29 protein-coding genes are annotated in these 23,494 nt (G+C 68.5%); 20 read left to right on the top strand and 9 right to left on the bottom strand.

What is annotated here, in order from left to right; all coding sequences use genetic code 11:
* Window positions 1-113 precede the first annotated feature (113 nt).
* The 5 genes from AC1RR5_RS17420 (at window position 114) to rplQ (ending at window position 3,321) form a co-directional block, all read left to right on the top strand.
* A complete protein-coding gene (locus tag AC1RR5_RS17420) occupies window positions 114-683 on the top strand; it encodes an adenylate kinase (protein WP_492923348.1) in 570 nt (189 codons plus the stop codon).
* A 174-nt stretch (window positions 684-857) separates the two neighbouring features.
* On the top strand, window positions 858-1,226 hold the full coding sequence (gene rpsM, locus AC1RR5_RS17415; RefSeq protein WP_252634399.1) for a 30S ribosomal protein S13: 369 nt from the start codon (window positions 858-860) through the stop codon (window positions 1,224-1,226).
* Between the two features lie 12 nt (window positions 1,227-1,238).
* Window positions 1,239-1,628, top strand: a complete 390-nt coding sequence (gene rpsK, locus AC1RR5_RS17410) for a 30S ribosomal protein S11 (protein ID WP_004616890.1) — start codon at window positions 1,239-1,241, stop codon at window positions 1,626-1,628.
* Window positions 1,629-1,705: 77 nt separating this feature from the next.
* Window positions 1,706-2,722: a DNA-directed RNA polymerase subunit alpha gene (locus tag AC1RR5_RS17405; protein WP_047413138.1), complete on the top strand. Its 1,017-nt coding sequence runs from the start codon at window positions 1,706-1,708 to the stop codon at window positions 2,720-2,722.
* A gap of 185 nt (window positions 2,723-2,907) precedes the next feature.
* On the top strand, window positions 2,908-3,321 hold the full coding sequence (gene rplQ, locus AC1RR5_RS17400; RefSeq protein ID WP_492081018.1) for a 50S ribosomal protein L17: 414 nt from the start codon (window positions 2,908-2,910) through the stop codon (window positions 3,319-3,321).
* A 61-nt stretch (window positions 3,322-3,382) separates the two neighbouring features.
* On the opposite strand, the gene AC1RR5_RS17395 is transcribed toward rplQ, so the two are convergent.
* The 5 genes from AC1RR5_RS17395 to AC1RR5_RS17375 form a co-directional block, all read right to left on the bottom strand.
* Window positions 3,383-3,730, bottom strand: a complete 348-nt coding sequence (locus AC1RR5_RS17395) for a hypothetical protein (RefSeq protein WP_492923393.1) — start codon at window positions 3,728-3,730, stop codon at window positions 3,383-3,385.
* An 85-nt stretch (window positions 3,731-3,815) separates the two neighbouring features.
* Window positions 3,816-4,652, bottom strand: coding sequence for a DUF6624 domain-containing protein (locus AC1RR5_RS17390; RefSeq protein ID WP_492923346.1), 837 nt, complete (start codon window positions 4,650-4,652; stop codon window positions 3,816-3,818).
* Between the two features lie 17 nt (window positions 4,653-4,669).
* The gene (locus tag AC1RR5_RS17385; RefSeq protein ID WP_492923344.1) at window positions 4,670-5,215 is read right to left on the bottom strand and encodes a sugar O-acetyltransferase; all 546 of its coding nucleotides are present in this window, start codon (window positions 5,213-5,215) and stop codon (window positions 4,670-4,672) included.
* A gap of 7 nt (window positions 5,216-5,222) precedes the next feature.
* The gene (locus AC1RR5_RS17380) at window positions 5,223-6,050 is read right to left on the bottom strand and encodes a DUF2705 family protein (protein ID WP_492923342.1); all 828 of its coding nucleotides are present in this window, start codon (window positions 6,048-6,050) and stop codon (window positions 5,223-5,225) included.
* Window positions 6,050-6,961: an ABC transporter ATP-binding protein gene (locus AC1RR5_RS17375; RefSeq protein ID WP_492923340.1), complete on the bottom strand. Its 912-nt coding sequence runs from the start codon at window positions 6,959-6,961 to the stop codon at window positions 6,050-6,052. Before AC1RR5_RS17375 ends, AC1RR5_RS17380 begins: the two co-directional genes overlap by 1 nt.
* A 167-nt stretch (window positions 6,962-7,128) precedes the next feature.
* Between AC1RR5_RS17375 and AC1RR5_RS17370 the strand changes: the two genes are divergently transcribed.
* Window positions 7,129-8,367, top strand: a complete 1,239-nt coding sequence (locus AC1RR5_RS17370) for an alkaline phosphatase family protein (protein ID WP_492923391.1) — start codon at window positions 7,129-7,131, stop codon at window positions 8,365-8,367.
* Here the strand turns inward: AC1RR5_RS17370 and AC1RR5_RS17365 are convergent.
* Window positions 8,364-9,020 (bottom strand): class I SAM-dependent methyltransferase, encoded by a 657-nt coding sequence (locus tag AC1RR5_RS17365; protein ID WP_492923338.1) that lies wholly within the window; start codon window positions 9,018-9,020, stop codon window positions 8,364-8,366. The two genes, AC1RR5_RS17370 and AC1RR5_RS17365, sit on opposite strands and share 4 nt — an antisense overlap.
* 71 nt (window positions 9,021-9,091) lie before the next feature.
* Here AC1RR5_RS17365 and AC1RR5_RS17360 point away from each other — a divergent pair, with 71 nt between their 5' ends.
* From AC1RR5_RS17360 to AC1RR5_RS17315, 10 genes are read left to right on the top strand one after another with little or no spacing between them, the layout of a single operon-like run.
* On the top strand, window positions 9,092-9,781 hold the full coding sequence (locus AC1RR5_RS17360) for a helix-turn-helix domain-containing protein (RefSeq protein WP_492923336.1): 690 nt from the start codon (window positions 9,092-9,094) through the stop codon (window positions 9,779-9,781).
* 50 nt (window positions 9,782-9,831) lie between these two features.
* Window positions 9,832-10,290 (top strand): VOC family protein, encoded by a 459-nt coding sequence (locus AC1RR5_RS17355; RefSeq protein WP_492923334.1) that lies wholly within the window; start codon window positions 9,832-9,834, stop codon window positions 10,288-10,290.
* Complete coding sequence (locus AC1RR5_RS17350; RefSeq protein ID WP_492923332.1) at window positions 10,287-10,610, top strand: MmcQ/YjbR family DNA-binding protein; 324 nt, start codon at window positions 10,287-10,289, stop codon at window positions 10,608-10,610. The genes AC1RR5_RS17355 and AC1RR5_RS17350 overlap by 4 nt, the downstream gene beginning before the upstream one ends.
* Window positions 10,607-10,936, top strand: coding sequence for an ArsR/SmtB family transcription factor (locus tag AC1RR5_RS17345; RefSeq protein ID WP_492923330.1), 330 nt, complete (start codon window positions 10,607-10,609; stop codon window positions 10,934-10,936). Before AC1RR5_RS17350 ends, AC1RR5_RS17345 begins: the two co-directional genes overlap by 4 nt.
* Complete coding sequence (locus tag AC1RR5_RS17340) at window positions 10,933-11,427, top strand: SRPBCC domain-containing protein (protein WP_492923328.1); 495 nt, start codon at window positions 10,933-10,935, stop codon at window positions 11,425-11,427. The genes AC1RR5_RS17345 and AC1RR5_RS17340 overlap by 4 nt, the downstream gene beginning before the upstream one ends.
* On the top strand, window positions 11,424-12,686 hold the full coding sequence (locus AC1RR5_RS17335) for a TCR/Tet family MFS transporter (RefSeq protein ID WP_492923326.1): 1,263 nt from the start codon (window positions 11,424-11,426) through the stop codon (window positions 12,684-12,686). The genes AC1RR5_RS17340 and AC1RR5_RS17335 overlap by 4 nt, the downstream gene beginning before the upstream one ends.
* A gap of 58 nt (window positions 12,687-12,744) precedes the next feature.
* Window positions 12,745-14,169, top strand: coding sequence for a Do family serine endopeptidase (locus AC1RR5_RS17330; RefSeq protein ID WP_492923324.1), 1,425 nt, complete (start codon window positions 12,745-12,747; stop codon window positions 14,167-14,169).
* A 34-nt stretch (window positions 14,170-14,203) separates the two neighbouring features.
* On the top strand, window positions 14,204-15,505 hold the full coding sequence (locus tag AC1RR5_RS17325) for a replication-associated recombination protein A (protein WP_492923322.1): 1,302 nt from the start codon (window positions 14,204-14,206) through the stop codon (window positions 15,503-15,505).
* Window positions 15,502-16,317, top strand: a complete 816-nt coding sequence (locus AC1RR5_RS17320; protein ID WP_492923320.1) for an RluA family pseudouridine synthase — start codon at window positions 15,502-15,504, stop codon at window positions 16,315-16,317. Before AC1RR5_RS17325 ends, AC1RR5_RS17320 begins: the two co-directional genes overlap by 4 nt.
* Window positions 16,318-16,330: 13 nt before the next feature.
* On the top strand, window positions 16,331-16,840 hold the full coding sequence (locus tag AC1RR5_RS17315) for a CC0125/CC1285 family lipoprotein (protein WP_492923318.1): 510 nt from the start codon (window positions 16,331-16,333) through the stop codon (window positions 16,838-16,840).
* Window positions 16,841-16,843: 3 nt separating this feature from the next.
* On the opposite strand, the gene AC1RR5_RS17310 is transcribed toward AC1RR5_RS17315, so the two are convergent.
* The gene (locus tag AC1RR5_RS17310) at window positions 16,844-18,076 is read right to left on the bottom strand and encodes a hypothetical protein (protein WP_492923316.1); all 1,233 of its coding nucleotides are present in this window, start codon (window positions 18,074-18,076) and stop codon (window positions 16,844-16,846) included.
* A 164-nt stretch (window positions 18,077-18,240) separates the two neighbouring features.
* Here AC1RR5_RS17310 and crcB point away from each other — a divergent pair, with 164 nt between their 5' ends.
* Both crcB and AC1RR5_RS17300 read left to right on the top strand, forming a co-directional pair.
* On the top strand, window positions 18,241-18,624 hold the full coding sequence (gene crcB / locus AC1RR5_RS17305; protein ID WP_492923314.1) for a fluoride efflux transporter CrcB: 384 nt from the start codon (window positions 18,241-18,243) through the stop codon (window positions 18,622-18,624).
* The gene (locus AC1RR5_RS17300) at window positions 18,621-19,619 is read left to right on the top strand and encodes an RluA family pseudouridine synthase (protein WP_492923312.1); all 999 of its coding nucleotides are present in this window, start codon (window positions 18,621-18,623) and stop codon (window positions 19,617-19,619) included. The genes crcB and AC1RR5_RS17300 overlap by 4 nt, the downstream gene beginning before the upstream one ends.
* A gap of 2 nt (window positions 19,620-19,621) precedes the next feature.
* Here AC1RR5_RS17300 and AC1RR5_RS17295 read toward each other — a convergent pair whose 3' ends face one another.
* On the bottom strand, window positions 19,622-20,884 hold the full coding sequence (locus AC1RR5_RS17295) for a DUF1501 domain-containing protein (protein ID WP_492923310.1): 1,263 nt from the start codon (window positions 20,882-20,884) through the stop codon (window positions 19,622-19,624).
* Complete coding sequence (locus AC1RR5_RS17290; RefSeq protein WP_492923308.1) at window positions 20,881-22,308, bottom strand: DUF1800 domain-containing protein; 1,428 nt, start codon at window positions 22,306-22,308, stop codon at window positions 20,881-20,883. Before AC1RR5_RS17290 ends, AC1RR5_RS17295 begins: the two co-directional genes overlap by 4 nt.
* A gap of 55 nt (window positions 22,309-22,363) precedes the next feature.
* Between AC1RR5_RS17290 and AC1RR5_RS17285 the strand changes: the two genes are divergently transcribed.
* Window positions 22,364-23,086 carry an ATP12 family chaperone protein gene (locus AC1RR5_RS17285; protein WP_492923306.1) on the top strand — a complete coding sequence of 241 codons (723 nt, stop codon included), beginning with the start codon at window positions 22,364-22,366 and terminating at the stop codon, window positions 23,084-23,086.
* Entirely contained in the window at window positions 23,086-23,415 is a 330-nt protein-coding gene (locus AC1RR5_RS17280; RefSeq protein ID WP_492923304.1) for a YnfA family protein, read from the top strand. The genes AC1RR5_RS17285 and AC1RR5_RS17280 overlap by 1 nt, the downstream gene beginning before the upstream one ends.
* The last annotated feature ends 79 nt before the right edge of the window (window positions 23,416-23,494 follow it).

The raw sequence follows: 23,494 nt of genomic DNA, 5'->3' as shown, positions 1-23,494 counted from the left end.
GCGTCGGAAGCCGGTTTGTCACAAAACCGGCTTCCGTTTTCTTTCCCGGGGCTCTAGGTCTGCTTCGGGAGATCAGTCGGGCGTAGACTCGGCAGACGCGCGAAGGGGCTTAAATGAACTTGATCCTGTTCGGTCCGCCGGCAGCGGGGAAGGGGACCCAGGCCAAGCGCCTGGTCACCGAACGTGGCATGGTCCAGCTGTCGACCGGCGACATGCTGCGCGCCGCCATTGCCTCCGGCTCGGAGCTCGGCCAACGCGTCAAGGGCGTGCTGGACCGTGGCGAGCTGGTGACCGACGAGATTGTCATCGCCTTGATCGAAGACCGTTTGCCCGAGGCCGAAGCGGCCGGCGGCGCGATCTTCGACGGTTTCCCGCGCACCGTCGCCCAGGCTGAAGCTTTGGATAAGATGTTGGCGGCCCGTGGACAGAAGATCGACTCTGTTCTCCGACTCAAGGTAGACGAGCCAGCCCTGATTGAACGGATCAAGAAGCGATTCGAAGAGCAGGGCCGGCCAGACGACAATCCCGAAGTCTTCGTGAATCGTCTGGCTCAGTACAATGCCCAGACCGCGCCGCTGCTGCCTTACTATGAAGGGCAGGGGAAGCTCACGGAACTGGACGGAATGGGTTCGGTCGAAGCCGTCGCCAGTTCCATCGACAACGCCTTGAGCGTCGTCGCTTAAAGAAGCCCTGATTCACTGGATGTCTGGTGGATTCAGTTGTTGACGGAAGCGAAACGATCCCTATAACGGGGCGCTTCCGCGAAAGGGCGCGATCCGTGCGCGCCGGTTTTGGTCTCCAGACCGAGCCGGGCGCGCCGTTCGCGTCTTTAGTGCGTGACTAGGAGAACATTAGACGTGGCCCGTATCGCAGGCGTCAACATTCCGACGAACAAGCGCGTTCTGATCGCGCTTCAGTACATTCACGGCATCGGCCAACGGTCGGCCCGTGAGATCATCACCAAGGTGGGCATCGAGGATGCGCGTCGGGTCAATCAACTGACCGACGCCGAAGTCCTGCAGATCCGCGAGACGATCGACCGCGACTATACCGTCGAGGGCGATCTGCGCCGTGAGAACTCGATGAACATCAAGCGTCTGATGGACCTGGCCTGCTATCGCGGTCTGCGTCACCGTAAGGGCCTGCCGGTCCGCGGTCAGCGCACCCACACGAACGCTCGTACCCGCAAGGGTCCGGCCAAGCCGATCGCCGGCAAGAAGAAATAAGGTAGCCTGACGATGGCCAAGGAACCGGGTCGCGTTAAAAAGCGCGAACGCAAGAACATCACCTCGGGCGTGGCGCACGTGAACGCCTCGTTCAACAACACCATGATCACCATCACCGACGCCCAGGGCAACACGATCTCGTGGTCCTCGGCCGGCATGATGGGCTTCAAGGGCTCGCGCAAGTCGACCCCGTACGCCGCTCAAATGGCTGCGGAAGACGCGGGTAAGAAGGCTGCTGAGCACGGCGTGAAGACCCTCGAGGTCAACGTGTCGGGTCCGGGTTCGGGCCGTGAATCGGCTCTGCGCGCGCTGCAAGCCGCGGGCATGACCATCACGACCATCCGCGACGTCACGCCGATCCCGCACAACGGCTGCCGTCCGCCCAAGCGTCGTCGCGTCTAGTACTTTTTAGACCACTAATCTCCTTCGCCGGCTGCGCAAAACGCGGCCGGCGAGCCGCGTTCAAGGGACCCGACCACGTGATCGAAAGAAACTGGAACGAGCTGATCCGTCCTGAGAAGCCGCAAATCGAAACCGGCGCCGATGCGACCCGCAAGGCCCGGATCGTCGCCGAGCCGCTCGAGCGCGGTTTCGGTGTGACGCTCGGCAACGCCCTGCGTCGCGTTCTCCTCTCGTCGCTGCAAGGCGCAGCTGTCACCGCCATCCAGATCGATGGCGTTGTGCACGAGTTCTCCTCGCTCGAAGGCGTCCGCGAAGACGTCGTCGACATCGTTCTGAATATCAAGCAACTGGCCGTTCGGATGCATGCCGAAGGCCCGAAGCGCATGACCCTGCGCGCCACGGGCCCCGGCCCGGTGACCGCTGGTCAGATCGAAACCCCGGCCGACATCGAAATCCTGAACCCCGACCACGTGCTCTGCACGCTGGACGACGGCGCTTCGGTGCGCATGGAATTCACGGTCAACAACGGCAAGGGCTACGTCCCGGCCGACCGCAACCGTCCGGAAGACGCGCCGATCGGCCTCATCGCCGTCGACGCCCTGTACTCGCCGGTCAAGCGCGTCGCCTACCGTGTCGAGCCGACCCGTCAAGGCCAGTCGCTGGACTATGACAAGCTGGTTCTGGAAGTCGAAACTAACGGCGCCGTCACTCCGGTGGACGCCGTGGCTTACGCCGCCCGGATCCTGCAAGACCAACTGCAGATCTTCATCACCTTCGAGGAACCGAAGGCCAAGTCGGCCGACGAGTCCAAGCCGGAACTGCCGTTCAACCCGGCCCTGCTGAAGAAGGTCGACGAGCTGGAACTGTCGGTCCGTTCGGCCAACTGCCTGAAGAACGACAACATCGTCTACATCGGCGACCTGATCCAGAAGACCGAAGCCGAGATGCTCCGCACCCCGAACTTCGGCCGCAAGTCGCTGAACGAGATCAAGGAAGTTCTCGCCGGCATGGGCCTGCACCTCGGCATGGACGTGCCGAACTGGCCGCCGGAGAACATCGAAGACCTGGCCAAGAAGTTCGAAGACCAAATCTAAGACTTCTAGCCTATCGCGCTAAATCCGGGCCGCTTCGCAAGAGGCGGCCTGGGCCTTTTGAAGCCGCTGACGCGGTGGAGGGCCCCGGCGCTTCGCTCTGACCCGGTCGGGACGGACCAGGATTGGTGACAATCAGGCGCTCACACGTTTTGCGCCGCTCGGGCTTCTCGCCCAGGAGATAGAAAATGCGTCACGGTAAGGCTCACCGTAAACTCGGCCGTACTTCGGCTCACCGCATCGCCATGTTCGCGAACATGTCGGCCTCGCTGATCAAGCACGAGCAGATCGTCACCACCCTGCCGAAGGCCAAGGAACTGCGTCCGATCGTCGAAAAGCTGGTCACCCTGGCCAAGCGCGGCGACCTGCATGCGCGTCGTCAGGCCATCAGCTCGGTTCGCGACGTCGAACAAGTCGGCAAGCTCTTCGCGGTCCTCGGCCCGCGCTACAAGGACCGTCAGGGTGGCTACATCCGCGTCCTGAAGGCCGGCTTCCGCTACGGCGACAACGCCCCGCTGGCCGTCATCGAGTTCGTCGACCGCGACGTCTCGGAAAAGGGCAAGGACTCGGGTCCGGTCTACACGAACGAAGCCGAAGACTAAGATTTTCAGCGCAAGCTGACGCGAAGGCCCCGGAGAGATCCGGGGCCTTTTTCGTTGGCGGCTATCGCGCGCGCGGTGGCGAAGCGTCGACCGCGATCAGGCAGGCCTGGGCGATGAGCCCGACCAGGGTCCCCATGACCACAAAGGTCGAGACCTCCAGGATCCCGGGCGCGATCTGCTTGGCGGTGAGATCGTAGGGCAGCTTCAGGATGGTGCGCGCCATGTGGAAGCTGTTCATGCCGCCCATCATCACACCCAGCAGAGGGCCCGCCAGGCGTAGCTCGGCCAGGACGCGACGCCATTGGCGCCCTTGAAACGCCAGCAGCGGCGCAAAGAGCATGGCCGCGGCCAGGGCGATGAAGAGACACTTCTGGGGTGTCGCCGCACTCGCGAACACCGCCTCAAGCACTGAAATCAAGATCTCGCCTCCATGACTGGGATTTGAGATTACGTCTGTAGTCCAATTGGTCAAGGCATCGATCTGCGCCGAGCGATCAGCCTGCTGGCTTGCAGGCTCGCGCGGAGATCCCCGCCACGTATTCGGCGAGCGGTTTCAGGCCCATGGCCGCGCGACGCTGGTCCAGATTGGCCGGATCCTCGGTCTTGAACGGGGTCCAGACGCCGCCGGTACATTCGCCCTGGCTGCCGTATCGCTGGGGGCGTCTCTCGCCGATCGCCACGCGGTCGTAGAGCATGGCGTAGCTGAGCGGCCGGGTCTTGCCTTCGAGGGCCAGTGTTTCCAGTTGCGCCAGGACCTCGGCCTGGAAGGCCGGGTCTTGGTCGGCGTGCTGGACGATCAGGAAGGCGGCGCTGTCGGCGTCCTTGCCATAGTCCGGGATCGTGAACCACCCGTGGGTCTTCAGTCGCGCCTTCAGCCAGGCGGTATTGGCCTCGTCGGCGCCGCAACTCTCCAGGGACACGATCCGGAAGGCGTAACCGAAGGCCGGTTCAGAGAGCCCGGCAGCCCAGAGCGTACGCGTGAAGGCGATGTCGAACTGAGAGCGCCTCAACACATCGTTCGCGGCGCGCCGCAAAAGCTCGGCGACCTCGGCCGACGTCGCTTCGAGCGCCGACCTGGCGTAGGGCGTCGCGCGGCTATAGGGCGCCGGGACGTCGCGACCCGCCAGGGCGTCCGCCTTCAACGTCGCGGCGGTCGCGATCGCCGCATTGGCCGCGGCCTGGTCGGCGTCGAAGGACGGCGAGGTGTCCTTGAGCACCGTCATCGCGACGTCGCGCGCATCAGTCTTGCAGGAGAAGACCTGAGCTTGGGCTGACGTGACGCCCAGCCCGCAGGCGAGCACGACGGCGGCGAGGAGGGGAGACGATTTCATGCGGCCAAGCGAAGAGGCTAGCTCTTCGGCTTCACCGGCCGCGCCGGATTGCCGACCACCGTCGCGCCCGGCGCCACGTCACGGGTGACCACCGCGCCGGCCCCGATCACCGCGTCGTCGCCGATCGTCACGCCGGGCAGGATGATCGCGCCGCCGCCGATCCAGACGTTCTCGCCGATATGGATGGGCTTGCCGGACTCCTGGCCCGTGCGGCGCTCCACCGGATCGCGCGGATGGTCGGCAGTCAGGATCTGCACGCCCGGACCGATGGCCGTGGCCGCGCCAATCGTGACCTCGGCAACGTCCAGGATCACGCAGTTGAAGTTCATGAACACGCGGTCGCCGAGACGGATGTTGTAGCCGTAGTCGACGAAGAACGGCGCGCGGATGGCGACGTCCGCGCCCACCGCGCCCAGGCCCTGGGCCAGCAGGAGCGGGCGCTCGTCCAGGCCCGAGGCGTTATAGCGGTCCATCCAGGTCTGGGCCGCGCGCTGGTCGGCCTGCAGTTCGGCATCGACGACATAGAGCTCGCCGGCCAGCATCCGTTGCTTCTGGGTCTTCACGCTAGGCTTACTCCTTGGTCAGGTCTTGGCGGCGGAACAGGAACACCGCCGCCGCGGCCAGGGCTATGGTCCAAACGACCAAAGCCGCCAGGGCCGCGCCAGCCGAGCCGCTGGCGGCGCCGAGCTGGTTGGGATCCAGCAGGCTGGCGCGCAGCAGGTCGGCGTCGAACACCGGCATGGCCAGCAGCTTCCAGCTGGGCTGGCCCTGTTCCATCAGGCGCAGGGTGCTGGCCAGGATGGTCTGGATGAACCGCGCGCCCAGGCAGACGATGACCACGCCCATGGTCGAGCGCGAGATCACGCCGACCAGCGCGGCCAGGGCCGCCAGGGTCATGGCCTCCAGCCAGGTGATGGCCAGCACGCCCAGCACGTCGAAGCCATTGGCCCCGAACATCGAGGCGGCGAAGGTCTTGCCGTTGATCGCCGCGCCGAGCACGGCCGCGATCACCGACAGGACGGCGGTCAAAACGAGGCTCCAGAAGATCGCCTCGCCCACGACAAGCAGCTTGGCCAAGAGCAGGTTCTGTCGGGTGTTGCGCGGGGTCAGGAGGCGCCACGTCTCCCAGCGATAGTCGCCGGCCAGCACGGCCGCCGCGCCGATCATCAGGAACAGCGCGTCGAAGGTGGCCGCGCCGCTGGACAGCGCCTTGATCACCTGGTCGACCAGGCCGATCCCCAGGCCCGGCATCGGCTTCTTGATCATGAAGCGCAGGAAGAGGTCGCCCCCGACGCTGAGGATGAAGCCCACGATGGGCGCGAAACAGAAGCCCCAGAACAGGGCCGAGCGGTCGCGCAGCAGACGGAAGCGTTCGGCGGCGATGGCGTCGGTGAGCATCAGAGCGCTCCTTCGCTGGAAGGCTGGGCCGTCTCGAGAGTCCTGAGGTAGACGCCTTCGAGGTCGGCGTCGCGCCAGCGGGCCTCGGTGATCTCGACCCCGGCCTCGACCAGGCTGCGGATCAGGGCGGGGGCCTCGTCGCGGCGGATGTCGGCCAGGGCCGCGTCGGCGCCGTCGGCGACGCCCTTGGCGCCCAGAACGGCCAGGACCTGGGCGATGGGCGAGGCGGTCGTGATGCGCAGGCGGGCCTCGCCGGCGGTCAGCTCGGCCACGGCCCCTTCGGCCACGACCTTGCCCTTGGACAGGATGGCCACCCGGTCGCAAACGCGGCGCACCTCGTCCAGCTGGTGGCTGGCCAGGATGACCGTGACGCCCTCGCGCTGGGCCAGGTCGACGATCAGGGCGCGGATCTCCTGGATGCCGGCCGGGTCCATGCCGCTGGTCGGCTCGTCCAGGATCACCAGCTCGGGCTTGGTGAAGAAGGCCGCGGCCAGGCCCAGGCGCTGCTTCATGCCGACCGAGTAGCCCGAGGTCGAGCGGTCGGCGGCGTGGGCGATGCCGACGCGCTCCAGCCAGCCGTCGATGTCGACGCCTTTGGCCCCGCTCTCCAGGGCCAGCATCTTCAGGGTGTCGCGGCCGGTGAGGTAGGCCGGATAACGCGGCGTCTCGATCATCGCCCCGATCTTGCGCAGGGCGGTGATGTCGCCGGGCGCGGCGCCCGACAGGCGCACCGCGCCGCTGGTGGGACGCACCAGGCCCAGAGCGATGCGGAAGAGGGTGCTCTTACCGGCGCCGTTGGGGCCCAGGACCCCGAACACGCCGCCGGCGGGAATGGCCAGAGAAAAGTCGTCGAGGGCGCGCACCGCCCCGTAGGTCTTGGTGAGGCGGTCGGCCTCCAGGGCGATCGACATGCGGGATTCCCGTGCGCCGATGAGTCGGCTCGACGGGGGGACTATGGCGACCCGGGGGGCGTGCGCCAAGTTAAGAGCCGGTCATGCGGCCGGCGAACACGGGTTGTCATATGGCTGCAACGTGGGACGTCGATCAGGGGCGAGATTTCGGTTTCATGAGTGCGTCCATGCTGGTCCGCCGCTTCCTGTCCCTGGCCCTCGCCGCTGGCCTGGCTCTATCGGCCGGCATGGCCCAGGCGCGCGAGAAGGCGCCGCACCTGACGATCCTGGTGTCGATGGACGGCTTCCGCGCCGACTATCTGGATCGCGGCGTGACTCCGAACCTGAAGGCCCTGGCCGACGACGGCGCGCGCGGGGCGATGCGGCCCTCGTTCCCGACCCTGACCTATCCGAACCACTACACCCTGGTGACCGGCAAGCGTCCGGACCGCAACGGCGTCGTGGGCAACGAGATGGAGGACGCCGTCATCGGCGGCCCCAAGTTCACGATGAACGCCGAGACGGCCAGCGACGTGCGCTGGTGGAACCAGGCCAAGCCGTTCTGGTGGTCGGTCGAGCGCCAAGGCAAGAAGGCCGCCGCGATGTTCTGGCCGGGCTCGGAGGTCGCGATCGCCGGTGTCCGGCCCACTCACTGGATGAAGTATGACCACGACCTGGCCTATGACGCCCGCGTCGACCAGGTCTTCGCCTGGATGGACAGCGGCGACGGTCCGCCCCTGGCCTTCACCACCCTCTATTTCGACGCCGCCGACACCGAGGGCCACCATTACGGTCCCAACTCGCCGGAGCTGCTGGCGGCCGTGGCCGAGCTGGACCGCAACATCGGCCGCTTGGTCGAGGGGCTGAAGGCGCGGGGCCGGTTCGAGAACACCGACATCGTCATCGTCGCCGACCATGGCATGGCCCCGCTGCCGTCCGCTAACCGCGTGGTGCTGGATGACCTGATCGACCTCTCCAAGATCCACTTGGTGACCAAGGGCGCGGTGACCAGCTTCTCGCCCGAGCCCGGCCAGGCCAAGGCGGTCGAGGCGGCGTTCCTTAAGACGCCGCTTCCGCACATGACCTGCTGGAAGAAGGCCAAGATCCCGGCCCGCTACCACTACGGCCGCAACCCGCGCGTGCCGGCTATCGTCTGCCTGTCGGAGACCGGCTGGTACACCACCACCCTCGAGGCCCGGAAGAAGCCCGGCAAGTGGGATGGCAAGGATGGCGGCGCGCACGGCTTCGACCCTTATGATCCCAACATGCGCGCGGTGTTCGTGGCCCACGGCCCGTCGTTCAAGTCCGGCGTCGTGCTGCCGGCCTTCGACAATGTCGACGTCTATCCGCTGCTGGCCAAGGTGACCGGCGTGAAGCCCGAAAAGGTCGACGGCTCGCTGAAGATCGTGGGTCAGGCGCTGCGCTAGCCTGCTCGCGTCTCGTAGATCGAGATCGAGCCGCTGGGCGTGGCGATGCGGTCGCGTTCGGACACCGCCGACAGGCCGCTGGATCGCATCAGGCCGGGCAGGGCGCCGACGGCGTTGAACTCGGTGCGCTCGAAGCCGTCCACGGCCTGGACGAAGCGGAACAGCAGTCGCATCAGCCCGCGCTGGCGGCCGTAGTCGGCGATCAGCACCCGGCCGCCGGGGCGCACCGTCCGCGCCATGGCCTGCAGGATCGCGGCCTTCACCGGCACGTCGCACTGGTGCAGCACCAGACTGGAGATCACCGCGTCGGCGACCTCGCGTCCGACCAGGGCCTCGGCGTGGTCGCCCAGGCCCTGGCGCCACTCGATATCGACCCCGGCCCGCTGGGCCTTGGCGCGGGCGATGGCCAGCACGGTCGGATCCGGATCGATCCCGACCATCCGCACGCCCGGCCGCGCGCGCTTGATGGCGATGGCCTGCGAGCCGGTGCCGCAGCCGATGTCGACGATCAGCTCGCCGTCGCGCGGGGCCAGGGCCGACAGCAGCGCCTTGCGCCAACGCCCCTCGCGGCTCACGAGCGCCAGGACGAGATCATAGGCGCGTGTTAGTTCGGGGCGTCCCAGGGCGGGGACGTAGTGGGCTTGTTCGGTCATCGAGATCCTCCTCGCCGCCAACATGGCGGATCGCGGGAGGGGGTCTTGGACCGAACGCTTGGAGGTCTTGCGTGGCCGGAAACGCCGGATGGTCCGGGAAGATCTGGATTGGCCGAGACTGGTGGTGCTTCGAGGGCGCGAGCGGCGACTCGCGGACCCACGGCCACCTCTGCGCCCAGGTCGTGGTGGGGCTGGACGGGCCGGCGCGGGTCGAAGCCGAGCAGGGCGTTGTCGAGGCGTCTGTCGTCCTTATCCCGCCGGGCGTGCGCCATCGGCTGCTGGGTGGTCCGATCCGAGCGGTCTATCCGAGACCGTTGGGTCGTTTGGCGCGGCGCTGGGACGTCGCCGGTTGGTCCGCCGTAGCACCCGCGCCCGCGGAATGGACGCCGCGGCTGACCAATGGCGACTTCGTCGAGACGCTGAACGCTGAAGCGGCCCTGGGCGAGGCCACCGCGATCGATCCCCGCCTGAAGCTGGCCCTGCACGCGCTGGACGGCGAACTCAGCCTGGCGGACCTCGCCGCGCGAGCGGGTCTCTCGGCGCCGCGCTTGCGCGCCTTGGCCCAGACCGAACTGGGCGCGCCGTTGGCCCACTGGCGGCTGTGGCTGCGACTGGAGACGGCCCTGCTGCGCCTGCGGGCCGGGGAGGGGCTGGCCATCGCCGCCGCCGAGGCGGGCTTCGCCGACCAGTCGCACCTGAACCGCGCCATGAGCCGCTTCTTCGGCATCACGCCGCTGACTGTCGCGCGGCTACTTGCCTAGATAGTTTCGATATGCGTTAAATATTGTCGTTCATTGGAAGGATCTCCGCCATGTCCGACTCTCGCCCTGGCCTGGTCTCGGCCCTCGTCTACCGCGACCCCAAGGCCGCCATCGCCTTCCTAGAGAAGGCGTTCGGTTTCGACCTCTCCCTGCTGATCGAGGACGCCGAGGGCAACCTGGCCCACTCGCAAATGGAATATGCCGGCCATCGCATCATGATCGGCAACGAGTGGAGCGAGAACCACGCCAGCCCCGCTTCGGTTGGAACCAAGAACACCCAGTCGGTTCACATCTACATCGCCGCCGACGTCGATGGTCATTGCGAGCGCGCCAAGGCGGCCGGGGCCGAGATCCTGGCGCTGCCGGAGACCCAGTTCTACGGCGCGCGCACCTATCGCTGCCGCGATCCCGAGGGCCACATCTGGACGGTATCGGCCGATGTCGAGGTCGTCTCGACCGACGAGATGGAAAAGCGCAGCGGCCTGAAGATCGCGGTCGGGGCGGGATGATCACTCCGGACGACTTCCGCCGCCTGGCCCTGTCGATGCCGCAGGCGATCGAGAGCTCGCACATGGGCACGGCCGACTTCCGGTGCGGCAGGATATTCGCGACCCTAGGCAACCCGGACGCCGACTGGGCGATGGTCAAGCTGACGTCGGAACAGCAGGAGATGCGCGTCGAGGCCGAGCCGGACGTCTTCGTCCCGGTGCCCGGCGGCTGGGGCAAGGGCGGGGCGACGCGCCTGCGCCTGGCCGCCTGCGACGAGGCCACCGCGCGTGGCGCCCTGATGGACGCCTGGCGCAACGTCGCGCCGAAGAAGCTGCTGTGAGCGAGGCGCTGGACCGAACCCTGGCCGCGCTGGCCGACCCGCACCGGCGGCGGGCGGTCGACCTGCTGCGCGAGCGACCGCGCCGGGCCGGCGAGCTCGCCGAGAGCCTAGGCCTGACGCCGCCCGCCATGAGCCGCCATCTGCGCGCCCTGCGCCAGTCCGGCCTGGTCGAGGAGAGCCATCCGGAATTCGACGCCCGGGTTCGCGTCTACCGCTTGCGGCCGGAGCCGATGGCCCAGCTGAAGGCCTGGCTGGAGGCGGCCGAGGACCACTGGGTCGACCAGCTGTCGGCCCTGAAGGCGCATGTGGAGAGTAAGACCAAGTGAGTTCCAAGATCCTGGTCGCCTTGCGTATCGCCGCCGCGCCCGAGGTGGTGTTCGACGCCTTCACCGATGACATCGCCCTGTGGTGGCGGCCCAACACCCTGTTCTCGTTCACCCCGCGCTCGCCGGGCGTCATGGCGTTTGAGGATGGCAGGCTGGTCGAGCGCCTGGCCTCGGGCAAGGTGTTCGAGGTCGGCAAGGTCAGCGTCTGGGAGCGCGGCGCGCGGCTGGTGTTCGGCTGGCGGCAGGCCAGCTTCGAACCCGGCATGGACACCGAGGTCGAGGTCCGCTTCGACGCCGTGGATGACGGCACCCGCGTCACCGTCGAGCATCGCGGCTGGGACACGGTGCCGGCGCAGAACGTGGCCCGTCACACCTTCCCGAACGCCGTCTTCCTGCAGCGTCACGGCGAATGGTGGAGGGGGCTCCTGGCGGGGCTTGCGGCTCGCGCCAACAGCGTCCACCTAGGGACCGCCGGGGAGGGCGAGCAATGAACCAACCGATCACGGGCGTCAAAAGACAGGCCGCCCTGGGCTTCATCTTCGTCACCGCGACCCTGGACGTGCTGTCCCTGGGCGTGATGATCCCCGTCCTTCCCAACCTGGTGAAGTCGTTCGGCGGCGGCGACACCGCCGTGGCCGCCGACTGGACGGTGCTGTTCGCCACCACCTGGGGCGTGATGCAGTTCTTCTGCTCGCCGATCCTGGGCCTGATGTCCGACCGCTGGGGTCGCCGGCCGGTGATCCTGACCTCGATCTTCGGCCTGGGCGTGGACTTCCTGTTCATGGCCTTCGCGCCCAGCCTGTGGTGGCTGTTCGTCGGGCGGATCTTCAATGGCATGACGGCGGCCAGCTTCTCCACCGCCAGCGCCTATGTCGCCGACGTGACCACGCCCGAGAACCGCGCCAAGGGGTTTGGCCTGATGGGCGCGGCGTTCGGCGTCGGCTTCACCTTCGGCCCGGCCCTGGGCGGCTGGTTGTGGCAGTTCGACCATCGCGCGCCGTTCCTGGTCTGCGCGGCCCTGGCGCTGTGCAACTGGCTGTACGGCTTCTTCGTCCTGCCCGAGTCCCTGCCGCCCGAGCGCCGCCAGCCGCGCTTCGACTGGAAGAAGGCCAATCCGGTCGGTTCGCTGCACCTGCTGCAAAAGCATCCTGGCCTGCTGGGCCTGGCGGGCGTGGGTTTCCTGTTCCAGCTGGCCCACAATGTCCTGCCCAGCGTCTTCGTGCTGTACATGGGCTTCCGCTATGGCTGGAGCCCGGACACCATCGGCCTAACGCTGATGGCCAGCGGCATCTCCGGCATCCTGGTCCAGGCCCTGATCGTCGGCCGGGTGGTCAAGGCGGTGGGCGAGCGCGGGGCGCTGCTGATCGGCCTGTTCTCGGGCTTCGCCGGCTTCATGATCTACGCCCTGGCCCCGACGGGCTTACTCTATCTGTGCGGCCTGCCGCTGTTCGCGCTGACCGGCCTGATCCAGCCGGGCCTGCAGGGCCTGATGACCCGCCGGGTGCTGCCCAACGAGCAGGGCCAGCTACAGGGCGCCAACTCGGCCATGATGGGCATCGCCTCGATCATCGGTCCGCCGCTGTTCCTGCTGCCGTTCGCCTTCGCCATCCGCCACGACGCGACCCTGCATCTGCCAGGCCTGCCGGTGCTGATCGCGGCGGTCCTGATGCTGGCCTCGACGGTCCTGGCCTACGCCAAGGCGCGTCCGCTGCCCCAAGTCGAGCCCAAGCCGGAACCGCAAACCGCCTGAACGCCTTAGACTCGCCCGAAAGCTCGGCTGAGGTCGCGAGGAACGTTAGGAGCCCTACTTGAAGACCATCCTTCGCGCCCTGCTGCCTGTCGCCGTGTTGCTGGCCGCCTGTTCCAACCCGACCGGCCAGACCCAGGCTCAGCAGATTCCCGACATGCCGGCGCCGACCAAGCGCGTCCCGGCCGACGCGGCGACGATGAAGATGTCGTTCTCGCCGGTCGTGAAGCGGGCCGCCCCGGCCGTGGTCAATGTCGCCAGCCGCAGGGTGGTGCGCCAGCGCGTCGATCCGTTCTGGGACTTCTTCTCGGGCGGCGGCGCGCCGCGCGAGCAGGTGCAGGGCTCGCTGGGCTCGGGCGCGATCGTCCGCGCCGACGGGGTGATCATCACCAACCACCACAACATCGAAGGCATCGTCGAGGGCAAGGGCGACATCACCGTCCAGCTGGCCGACCGCCGCGAGTTCCCGGCCACCGTGCTGCTGGACGATCCGCGCGCCGACCTGGCCGTGCTCAAGATCGACACCAAGGGCGAGAAGCTGCCCGTCATGGCCATCGACGACCAGGAACAGCTGGAAGTCGGCGACCTGGTCCTGGCCATGGGCAACCCGTTCGGCGTCGGCCAAACGGTGACCAACGGCATCGTCTCGGCCCTGGCCCGCACCGATGTCGGCGCGGCCGACTTCGGCAGCTACATCCAGACCGACGCGGCCATCAATCCGGGCAATTCCGGCGGCCCGCTGGTCGACATGGACGGCGACCTGGTCGGCATCAACACCTTCATCATCTCGCGCTCGGGCTCGTCCTCGGGCGTCGGCTTCGCCATCCCCGCCGCCGTGGTCCGTCAGGTGGTCGGCGCGGCCCTGGGCGGCGCCCACAGCGTCGTGCGGCCATGGCTGGGCGTGAAGGGCCAGCCGGTCACCGGCGATATCGCCCGCAGCCTGGGCATGACCGTCCCGCGCGGCGTGCTGATCGCCCAGGTCTATCCTGGCGCGTCGGCCGATCGCGCCGGCCTGAAGGAAGGCGACGTCATCCTGTCGATCGACGGCCGGCCGGTGAACGACGAGGGCGGCGGCGCCTTCGCGATCGGGGCCCACAAGGTCGGCGACCGCGTGCCGATGGTGATCCAGCGGGGCGAACGCGAGCAGACCGTCACGGTCCGCGCCGAGGCCGCGCCCGAGAGCCCAGCCCGTGACGAGCGCGCCATCACCGGCAACAACCCGTTCAATGGCGCCACGGTGCTGAACCTGTCGCCGGCGACGGCCCAGGACCTGGGCGTCGACCCATTCGCGGGCAAGGGTGCGCTGGTGACCAAGATCGCGCCCGGCTACGCCCAGAACTGGATGCGCCCAGGCGACTTCGTCCGCACCGTGAACGGCAAGACGATCAACACCGTCGCCGATCTGGTGACGGCTGCGGCGACCAAGCCAGCCCGCTGGAACGTCACCATCGAGCGGGGCGGCCAGCTGATCCAGGCGCAGTTCTAGGGACTTGGCTCCGGCGGCCTGCTAGAACGGACTCATGTCCGATCTCTTTCAGGCCGCCGGTCTGACTCCCCACGCGCCCGCGCCGCTGGCCGACCGCCTGCGGCCCCAGAGCCTCGACGAGGTGGTGGGCCAGCAGCATCTGCTGGGTCCCGAAGGCCCCATCGGCCGCATGGCCGCCGCCCATCGCCTGGCCTCGATGATCCTTTGGGGGCCGCCCGGCACCGGCAAGACCACGATCGCCCGCCTGTTGGCCAAGGCGGGCGGCTACGAGTTCCACCAGATCTCGGCGGTGTTCTCAGGCGTCGCGGACCTGAAGAAGGCCTTCGAACAGGCCCGCGTGCGTCGCGCCGCTGGCCAGAGCACCCTGCTGTTCGTCGACGAGATCCATCGCTTCAACCGCGCCCAGCAGGACGGTTTCCTGCCGTTCGTGGAGGAAGGGATCGTCACCCTGGTCGGCGCCACGACCGAGAACCCCTCGTTCGAGCTGAATGGCGCTTTGCTGTCGCGCTGCCAGGTCTTCGTGCTGAAACGCCTGGGCGAGGAGTCGCTGGACCAGTTGCTGCAACGCGCCGAGGTCGCCGAGAACCGCCCGCTGCCGATCGACGCCGAGGCGCGGTCGACCCTGGTGGCCATGGCCGACGGCGACGGCCGTTACCTGCTGACCCTGGCCGAGACCCTGTTTTCGATCGGGACCGACAGCCCGCTGAACCCGACGCAGCTGGGCCAGTTCCTGCAGAAGCGCCGCCCGGCCTACGACAAGGACCGCGAGGAGCACTACAACCTGATCTCGGCCCTGCATAAGTCGGTGCGCGGCAGCGATCCGGACGCGGCGCTGTACTGGCTGGCGCGGATGCTGGAGGGCGGCGAGGACCCGCTGTTCATCGCCCGTCGCCTGGTGCGCATGGCTTCCGAGGACATCGGCGCGGCCGACCCGCTGAGCCTGCTGCTGACTACGGCGGCCAAGGACGCCTACGACTTCCTGGGATCGCCCGAGGGTGAGCTGGCCCTGGCCCAGGCCGTGGTCCACATGGCGTCGGCGCCCAAGTCGAACGCTGTCTACAACGCATACAAGGCCGCCCGCCGCGCCGCCAAGGAGACCGGCAGCCTGATGCCGCCGTCGCACATCCTCAACGCCCCGACCAAGCTGATGAAGTCGCTGGGCTATGGCGACGGCTACGCCTACGACCACGATGTCGAGGGCGGCGTCTCGGGCCAGAACTACTTCCCGGACGGCATGGAGCGCCGGCGCTTCTACGAGCCCAAGCCGATCGGCGCCGAGGCGAAAGTGCGTGAGCGCTTGGAAGCCTGGGGCAAGGTGCGTAAGGACGGCAAATGAGCAGTCCGAAATTCCGCCGTCCGCCTGGTGTCGCCAAGCCCAAGGCCATCGAGTGCCCGATCAACCTCACGCCGGAGGAGGTCGAGGCCGCCAAGTCGTGGGTTCTCTACGAGGACGAGGCGATCATCGTACTGGACAAGCCGGCGGGCCTCTCCAGCCAGGGCGGCCGGATCAAGGCCCATACGCTGGACGACCTGCTGTGGGCGTTCGCCAAACCGGGCAAGGCGCGGCCGCGTCTGATCCACCGCCTGGACCGCGACACCTCGGGCGTGATCCTGACGGCCAAGACCAAGCCGGGCGCGGCCTTCCTGGGCGAGGCCATGATGGCCAAGCGTTTCCGTAAGAGCTACCTGGCCATTGTTGCGCCGGGCGCGCCGGAGCCCAAGGGCGGCATGATCGACAGCCCGCTACGCCGGGAGTCGATCGGCCGCGAGGCCTATATGCGGGTCTGTGAGCCCGACCATCCGGACGCCGAGACCGCCCGCAGCCGCTATCGCACCCTGGCCAGCAACGGCGTGGCCGCGCTGGTCGAGCTGTCGCCGGATACTGGCCGCATGCACCAGCTGCGGGTTCATATGGCCTCGATCGGCCGCCCGTTGGCCGGCGACAGCCGTTATGGCGGGGCGCTGATGCTGGGCGGCGCGGCCGTGCCGCGCCTGATGCTGCACGCCGTGCGCCTGACCTTCCCGCATCCGCTGGGCGGCGAGCGCAAGGTCACGGCCCCGCTTCCGGCGGATTTCAAGGCGATGCTGGAGGCGCTGGATCTACCGCTTCCGGAACAGCCAGGTTCCGAGGCCGTTGATCAGGTCTGAAGAGGCTAGAGCCATGAAGATCGCTAAACCCCTGATCGCCGCCGCCCTGTCGGGCCTGTTGCTGGCCGCCTGCGCTACCGCGCCGACCGTCTATCGCGCCCAGGCCGGTGCGCCGACCGACGTCGGCTACTCCGAATATCGCCTGGAGGCGGGCCGTTATCGCGTCACCTTCCAGGGCGGCCCCGGCGCGTCCGAGGCCCAGATCGCCGACTACGCCCTGCTGCGGGCCGCCGAACTGGCGATCCGCGACGGCTATGACTGGTTCCGGGTCGCGGACCGTTCTACCTCGTCCAGCGGCTACAATCGCGGGCCCCGGATGTCGGTCGGAGGCGGCTCGGCGAGCTTCGGCCGTCGCTCAAGCGTCGGCATCGGCCTGGGCACCAGCTTCGACCTTGGCCCTGGCCCGGCGTTCTCGCGCTCGATCGAGGTGGTGTTCGGCAAGGGCGCGGTCCCTCGCGATCGCGACGCCTATGACGCGCGGGATGTGGTCAAGAACGTCGGCTACGGCCGTCAGCAGACCTAAGGCTTAAGCCGCCGCCTGCCTGGCCAGCGGATAGTTGGCGCGCAGCGAGGCGTGGGTCAGGCCGGCCGTGTCGGCGGCGGCGAAATAGCCTTCCTGCGGCAGGCCCTGCAGGATGGTCATCGGCGCCAGGCCACGGGCGTCACGACCGAAGGCCATGATGTCCATCGCGATCTTGCCCGCTTCGCCCGACAGGTCCGAGGCGTCCAGGGTCAGGCCGGCCACGCGGGCGTCGCGCAGCACGCGCAAGGCTTCCTTGTCCGGCGGCACGCGGGCGATGACGCCGCGGGTCAGAGCACGCAGCAGGCCGACCACTTCCAGCAGGCGACCGGCGGGCGTACCGCGGGTGACGTCGACCAGTTCGATCTGGACGCCGCCGCGCAGTAGGGCCAGCGACAGACCGGCCGTACCGGTCAGCAGGTCGCGGCCGCGCTGGGTGCCCAGGGTGCGGAACGAGGCCGGCAGGATCAGTTCGGGCGTGTTGGGGCCTTGGGCCGAACGGGCGAAGACCGCCGCATATTTCAGCGTCGTCTCGTCGATGAAGGCGACGTCGCGATCCGACAGCTTGGTCAGGGCGCGGGCATGGGCCTGGCGACCGCTGGCCAGGTGCGTGACCATCGGCTCGATACGCACGGCGGTGGTGACATTGCGGCGCAGGCTGACCACGTGTTCCAGCGTGAAGTCGACCCGCAGGGCCGCGCCGCCGGCGGTGGTGAAGGCCACGGGGGTGCGGCGGGACTCGTCGGCCGGGTCCACGGCCACGCGCACCGGCGAACGGGCGCTGTCGCGGCGAGCACGGGCGGCCAGGACGACCGAGGCGTCGATCGGCTTGCAGACGGCCTGGCCGTTGTCGATCCCGATCACCGAGCGGATGCCCAGGTCCATCGGCGAGGCGGCGCCCAGCAGGTGGACCAGCACGTCCTCGAGGATCTTGACGCTGGTCGCCTGGGCGGCCAGGCCCTGATCGTTGTTCATGGCGATCAGGAATTCGCTGTCGGAGATGCGGGCGCGCATGTCCTGGCGATCCAGGTGCTCGTTCAGCTTCAGCTCGACATAGGTCCAGACGTCGCCACGCTTCTGGCTCCACCATTCGCCAGCCCACTGGCGGATGGCCTTGATGCTGATGACGTTGACGGAGCCGCGCGACACCAGGTCATTGCCCGTCAGGCGCTGAAGCACCGGGCCCGGCAAGGCCACGCGTTCGTTCGCGTCTGAAGGAGGGGGGGTGTCGAAGGGCATGGGTCTGGCGCTGTTTAAGACACGCCCAGAGTGCCGGTCTCGCGCTTAACCCAGGGTTTTGAAAGAAGGTTTACAACTACGTTTACCCTGAAAGAAACCGGGGAAAAACAAGGGAACTCCGGTGGGTGCTTGGCGTTCACGCCCGCTCGGCGCATAAGGCGTTCATGAACAAGCTGCTCCTCGTGGCCGCCGGCGGAGCCGTCGGCTCGGTCGCGCGCTACCTGGTCGGCGTCGGCGCCATGCGCGTCATGGGGCCCGGCTGGCCGTACGGCACCTTCACCGTCAATGTCGTGGGCGGCTTCCTGATGGGCTGCCTGGCCTCATGGCTGGCCCATCGCGGCAACGGGACCCAGGAACAGTGGCGCGTGCTGCTGGGCGTTGGCGTCCTGGGCGGCTTCACGACCTTTTCGTCCTTCTCCCTGGAAACCGCGCTGATGATCCAGAAGCGCGCGTATGGCCAGGCTTTCTCCTATACGGCCGCGAGCGTCCTGCTATCGATCGCCGCCCTGTTCGCGGGCCTTCTGGTCGCCCGCAAGGTTTTCGCATGAGCACCAAGGAAGTCCGCACCCTGTACGTCGACGCTGGCGAGGACGGGGTCCGCCTCGATCGCTGGTTCAAGCGGCGCTGGCCGCACCTGAACCACATCCAGCTCAACAAGCTGTTCCGCTCGGGCCAGGTCCGGGTCGACGGTTCGCGCGCCAAGGCCGACACCAAGCTGGCGGCCGGCAGCCAGATCCGCGTGCCGCCGCTGCCCGACGCGCCCGATCCGACCGACAAGGCCAAGCTGTCGCCGCGCGACATCGCCTACGCCAAGTCTTTGGTGCTGTACGAGGACGAGGAAGTCCTGGCCTTGAACAAGCCCGCCGGCCTGGCCGTGCAGGGCGGCACCAAGACCACCAAGCACGTCGACAAGCTGCTCAGCGCCTGGGGCGAGGGCGTCGACCGTCCGCGCCTGGTCCACCGCCTGGACCGCGACACCTCGGGCGTGCTGCTGCTGGGCAAGACCCCGGCCGCCGCGGCGCGCCTGTCGGGCGCCTTCGCCAAGCGCAAGGCGCAGAAGACCTACTGGGCCATCGTCGCCGGCAACCCGCACCCGACGGAGGGCGTGATGGAGCTGCACCTGGCCAAGCGCGGGGTTGGCGACCGCGAACTGGTGGTGCCCGCTCAGCCGAAGGATCCGGACGCCCAGCCGGCCGAGACCGAATTCGTCACCATCAGCCGCGCCGGTCCGCGCGTCACCTGGATGGCGCTGCGTCCGCACACCGGTCGCACGCACCAGCTGCGCGCCCACATGAAGGCGATGGGCCACCCGATCCTGGGCGACCCCAAGTACGGCGACGAGAAGTCCGACCCGCTGTCGGAAGGGCTGAAGCTGCAACTGCACGCCCGCTCGATCCTGCTGCCGCACCCGTCGGCCGGCATGCTGCACGTCGAGGCCCCGCTCAGCCCCGAGATGAAGGAAGGCTTCCGCAAGTTCGGCTTCTCGGAAGACGAGGCGGACGCCGAGCCGTTCGGCCGGCGAAGCTCCAAGATTCGTCGATAGGGCTAGACGAGACCGCTCACAGGCTTTGCGGCCGCGCTGTCGGGGAACACCTTGTTCTCCAGCACCGCGCGGTCGACGCCGATGTGATCGGCCAGCACGCCCTTGAACAGGCCGCGCATGTCGAGGGTCGGGGCGGTGTCGCGGTTCTCGAACAGCGCGTTGTCGGCCAGGCCCGGCCAGTCGCCGACGATGCCGCCGCGCTTGAGGGCGCCGCCCAGGATCAGGCCCGTCGAGGCCGTGCCGTGGTCGGTGCCGCCGGTGCCGTTGACGCGGGCGGTGCGGCCGAACTCGGTCACCGCGATGACCACGGTGTTCTTCCACTCTGCGCCCAGTCCCGTGTGCAGGCCATCCAGCACCGCGTCCATGTAAGTGAGGCGCGTGGCGATCTGGCCCAGCTGGCCGGCGTGGGTGTCGAAGCCGTCCAACGAGATGGCGGCGATCTGCGGACCGCCGGCCTGAGTCATGAAGCCGCCCAGGGTCGAGCCCAGCTTGCGCGCGGCCTCGCTGCCGGCGCGGTTCTGGCGGTCATTGGCCATGGTCGGCGACATGCTGGCGGGCTGCATCATGCTCGGCGTCGAGGCCGCCGCGACGTTCATGGCGGGCGTGGCGGCTAGGGCGGTCATGGCCTGCTGGGCCATGGTCTCGGTCTCAAGGCCGCGCGCGAAGGCCGGGCCCAGCATCGGATCGTTGCGATAGAGGTCCTGCAGCAAGGTCGGCAGGCGAGCGGTCTCGTCGACGCCCTTGCCGGGCGACCAACTGGCCGCCTGGACCTTGCCGCGCAGGATCAGCGGGGCGGTGGTCCCGACAGACAGTCCCTCGACCTTGCGGGCGGGGGCGAGGGCTTCCAGCGTGCGGTTCAGCCAGCCTGTCTCGGTTCCGTAGACATGGGCGGCGCCGGTCTCCAGCACATCCTGGGCCTCGAAGTGCGAGCGGGCGCGGTCGGGGCTGGCGATGGCCGGCGCGATGCGGGCCTGGCCTTGTTGGGCCAGGGCGTGGACGGTCTTCAGCGCCGGGTGCAGGCCGAAGGTTTCGTCCAGCTTCAGCACCTGATCGGGCTTCAGAGCGATCGAGCCGCGCAGGGCGGCGTAGTTCGCATCCCCCACCGGCGGCGAGACCGACAGGCCGTCCATGCCGCCGCGACAGATGACGACGACCAGCTTCTTCTTGGCGAGATCGCCCTCGGAGGCCGCGAAGGCCTGGCTTCCCAGGAAGCTGACGGAAATGCCCAGGCCCAGCAGGGCCCGGCGGTTCAGGTGAGCAGTCATCGGCGTTGGAACTCCGGGCTCATCACGAGGAGGGCGAAGGCTTCGCGGCGGGTCTCGGCCCGCGACACGGCCTTGGCGACGGGCCGGGTCAGGCGCTCGCCCAAGGCCGAGACCGCCAGCGCGTTGGGATCGGTGCGGTCAGCGACGACGGACGCGAAGCCCTGCGCCCACTGCATCCGCTTGATCAGGCCGTCGGGCGAGGCCCAGGTCTGGGCGTCCTCGGCCCAGCCCTTGGGGGAGGGGGCGGAGAACGGCTTCTGGCCTAGGCCGGTCAGGATCGGCGCCAGGCGCTCGATCGCCGACGGCTCGGCGCCGATCAGCCGCCAGGTCGACAGCGTGTATTCGTAGGGCGTCTTGAACTTGGCCGGCGTCGGGTCCCAGGCCTCGGGGCTCTCGACCAGGGCCTTGGCGACGGCCGCCAGGTCGCCGCCGGTGTCGATCCAACGCTTCTCAAGCCGCGCCGTCAGGGCGGGCGGCGGCGTGTCCGAGACGAAGTGGCGGGCGACCTTGCCACAGACGTGGCGGGCGGTGCGCGGATCGGCGGCCAGGTCCTTCAGCACCGCCAAGCCCTGCTTGATGTCCGGCTGGCCGTAGGAACGCGCCAGGATGGTGCGGGCGCCGGGTTCGTGGGCGTTTTCGCGGAACACGAACTGGCCGGCGCGGTCCTCGGTGTCGCGGCCGACCGAGAAGCCGGTCAGGGCGCGGGCGAACTCGGTGACGTCGACCTGCGTGTAGCCCGCATCGACGCCGACCGTGTGCAGCTCCAGGATCTCGCGCGCCAGGTTCTCGTTCAGTCCGGCCTTGCCGCCCCGCCGTCCGGCCGCGCGGCTGTTGGGCCCGATCGATTGGGCCTGGTCCAGATAGGTCAGCATGGCCGGATGGGTCGAAGACGCCACCAGCAAATTCTCGAAGCTTCCGAACACATAGGGCCGGATCGCCTCGCGCTCGAACGGGCCGATCAGCACCGAGGTGATCTGCTTGGTCGACGAGACCGTGAAGTGGTTGGCCCAGAACAGCGCCCAGCGCTCGCGGAAGCCGGCCGGTGTGCTGGCCCCCAGGCGCGCGCGGGCCAGGAAGTCGTCATTGACCTTGTCGCGCAGGTCCCGCCGGGCCTCCTTGGCCATCGGAGCGGCGGCGACAGGCGTCTCGCCGTCCTTGCGCTGGCGCTCCATCTTCTTCTGTTCCTGGTAGTCGCGCATCTGCTCGAAGCGGGCCGAAGCGCTCTCGCCGTCGTCTTGCGGGAGGTCGGCGCCGTCACGGCGGATCTGGGCGGTCAGGAAGCCTTGCGGATCGGCCTTGGCGGCATCGATCTCGCCCGGCCGGGCGCCGAGCCCGAAGCGGGTGACGGCGATGGCGGCCATCATGTCCTTGGACGGTAAGCTCAAGCGGCGCTCTCCCTTGCGCGAACTCGCGATCTTGCCCATTCAACGCGGGACTGCCGCCGTTCCGTCGCGAGCGGCCCGAGAAATGAGATCTACCGTGTCCGACAAGTCCGAGCTGCTGCTGAAACCCAAGCGCTTCTACAAGGCCGCCGCCGCGACGCCTGTGGACGGTGGCTATGCGATCCAGCTGGATGGCCGAACGCCCAAGTCGCCGGCTCGCAAGCCGCTGGTCGCGCCGACCAAGGCTCTCGCCGACACCATCGCCGGCGAGTGGGAAGCCCAGGTCGAATATATCGACAACAGCCTGATGCCGGCCACGCGCCTGGCCTTCACCGCCATCGACCGCATTGGCGAGACCCGCGCCGAGGTGGCCCGCGAGGTCACCGCCTACGCCGCTTCCGACCACCTGTGCTACCGCGCCGAGCATCCGACGCCGCTGGTCGAGCGCCAGGACCGCGAGTGGGGGGCCATCCTGGACTGGGCCAAGGCCGAGTTCGGTTTCGCCTTCACGCCCGTAGCCGGGATCATCCACCAGCCGCAGCCGCCGGCCACCCTGGCGGCGGTCGAGGCCCTGGCCCTGACCCTGGACGACTTCGCCCTGGCGGGCGTGGCTTTCGCCTCAGGCCTCTACGGCTCGACCGTGCTGGCCCTGGCCGTGCGCGCCGGCCGCCTGACCGGTCGCAAGGCGCTGGACCTGTCGCGGCTGGAGGAGGTGTTCCAGGCCGAGCAGTGGGGGCAGGACGCCGAAGCCATAGCCCGCGCGGAGTTCCTGGCCGTAGAGGCCGACATGATCGACCGCTGGTTCGCGGCGCTGCGGTAGTGCTCAAGACCGGCGTCATCTACGGCCTGGCGGCGCTGGCCGAGATCGGCGGGTGCTTCGCCTTCTGGACCTGGTTGCGGCTGGGCAAGACGCCGTGGTGGGCCGGGGTGGGGACGCTGTCGCTGATCGTCTTCGCGCTGCTGCTGACCCGCATCGACGCCAGCGTCGCCGGCCGGGCCTTCGCCGCCTATGGCGGGGTCTATATCGTCGCTTCTATCGCCTGGATGCGGCTGGTCGAGAACGCCCGGCCCGACCGCTGGGACCTGATCGGCGGGGCCATCTGCCTGGCCGGCGCGGCCGTCATCCTGTTCGGCCCCCGCACCAACTAAATGAGGCGACCTGAAGCGTTGCTGCGCTGCCGCAAGGTCCGCCTTGCCTAGCCGCTCTGGCGTCGCTAGGGCTGGCTCC

The organism is Caulobacter sp. GW821-FHT11E11, from assembly GCF_058808315.1.
This window is presented reverse-complemented; position numbering and strand designations above follow the sequence as displayed.

What these genes read in the sequence shown, in the direction of transcription:
- crcB (WP_492923314.1), top strand. Translation starts at nt 18,241, where the DNA reads ATGAACAAGCTGCTCCTCGTGGCCGCCGGCGGAGCCGTCGGCTCGGTC.
- AC1RR5_RS17365 (WP_492923338.1), bottom strand. Translation starts at nt 9,020, where the DNA reads ATGACCGAACAAGCCCACTACGTCCCCGCCCTGGGACGCCCCGAACTA.
- AC1RR5_RS17295 (WP_492923310.1), bottom strand. Translation starts at nt 20,884, where the DNA reads ATGACTGCTCACCTGAACCGCCGGGCCCTGCTGGGCCTGGGCATTTCC.
- AC1RR5_RS17300 (WP_492923312.1), top strand. Translation starts at nt 18,621, where the DNA reads ATGAGCACCAAGGAAGTCCGCACCCTGTACGTCGACGCTGGCGAGGAC.
- AC1RR5_RS17350 (WP_492923332.1), top strand. Translation starts at nt 10,287, where the DNA reads ATGATCACTCCGGACGACTTCCGCCGCCTGGCCCTGTCGATGCCGCAG.
- AC1RR5_RS17370 (WP_492923391.1), top strand. Translation starts at nt 7,129, where the DNA reads ATGCTGGTCCGCCGCTTCCTGTCCCTGGCCCTCGCCGCTGGCCTGGCT.
- AC1RR5_RS17325 (WP_492923322.1), top strand. Translation starts at nt 14,204, where the DNA reads ATGTCCGATCTCTTTCAGGCCGCCGGTCTGACTCCCCACGCGCCCGCG.
- AC1RR5_RS17420 (WP_492923348.1), top strand. Translation starts at nt 114, where the DNA reads ATGAACTTGATCCTGTTCGGTCCGCCGGCAGCGGGGAAGGGGACCCAG.
- AC1RR5_RS17320 (WP_492923320.1), top strand. Translation starts at nt 15,502, where the DNA reads ATGAGCAGTCCGAAATTCCGCCGTCCGCCTGGTGTCGCCAAGCCCAAG.
- AC1RR5_RS17375 (WP_492923340.1), bottom strand. Translation starts at nt 6,961, where the DNA reads ATGTCGATCGCCCTGGAGGCCGACCGCCTCACCAAGACCTACGGGGCG.
- AC1RR5_RS17310 (WP_492923316.1), bottom strand. Translation starts at nt 18,076, where the DNA reads ATGCCCTTCGACACCCCCCCTCCTTCAGACGCGAACGAACGCGTGGCC.
- AC1RR5_RS17355 (WP_492923334.1), top strand. Translation starts at nt 9,832, where the DNA reads ATGTCCGACTCTCGCCCTGGCCTGGTCTCGGCCCTCGTCTACCGCGAC.
- AC1RR5_RS17380 (WP_492923342.1), bottom strand. Translation starts at nt 6,050, where the DNA reads ATGCTCACCGACGCCATCGCCGCCGAACGCTTCCGTCTGCTGCGCGAC.
- rplQ (WP_492081018.1), top strand. Translation starts at nt 2,908, where the DNA reads ATGCGTCACGGTAAGGCTCACCGTAAACTCGGCCGTACTTCGGCTCAC.
- AC1RR5_RS17290 (WP_492923308.1), bottom strand. Translation starts at nt 22,308, where the DNA reads ATGGGCAAGATCGCGAGTTCGCGCAAGGGAGAGCGCCGCTTGAGCTTA.
- AC1RR5_RS17315 (WP_492923318.1), top strand. Translation starts at nt 16,331, where the DNA reads ATGAAGATCGCTAAACCCCTGATCGCCGCCGCCCTGTCGGGCCTGTTG.
- AC1RR5_RS17335 (WP_492923326.1), top strand. Translation starts at nt 11,424, where the DNA reads ATGAACCAACCGATCACGGGCGTCAAAAGACAGGCCGCCCTGGGCTTC.
- AC1RR5_RS17390 (WP_492923346.1), bottom strand. Translation starts at nt 4,652, where the DNA reads ATGAAATCGTCTCCCCTCCTCGCCGCCGTCGTGCTCGCCTGCGGGCTG.
- rpsK (WP_004616890.1), top strand. Translation starts at nt 1,239, where the DNA reads ATGGCCAAGGAACCGGGTCGCGTTAAAAAGCGCGAACGCAAGAACATC.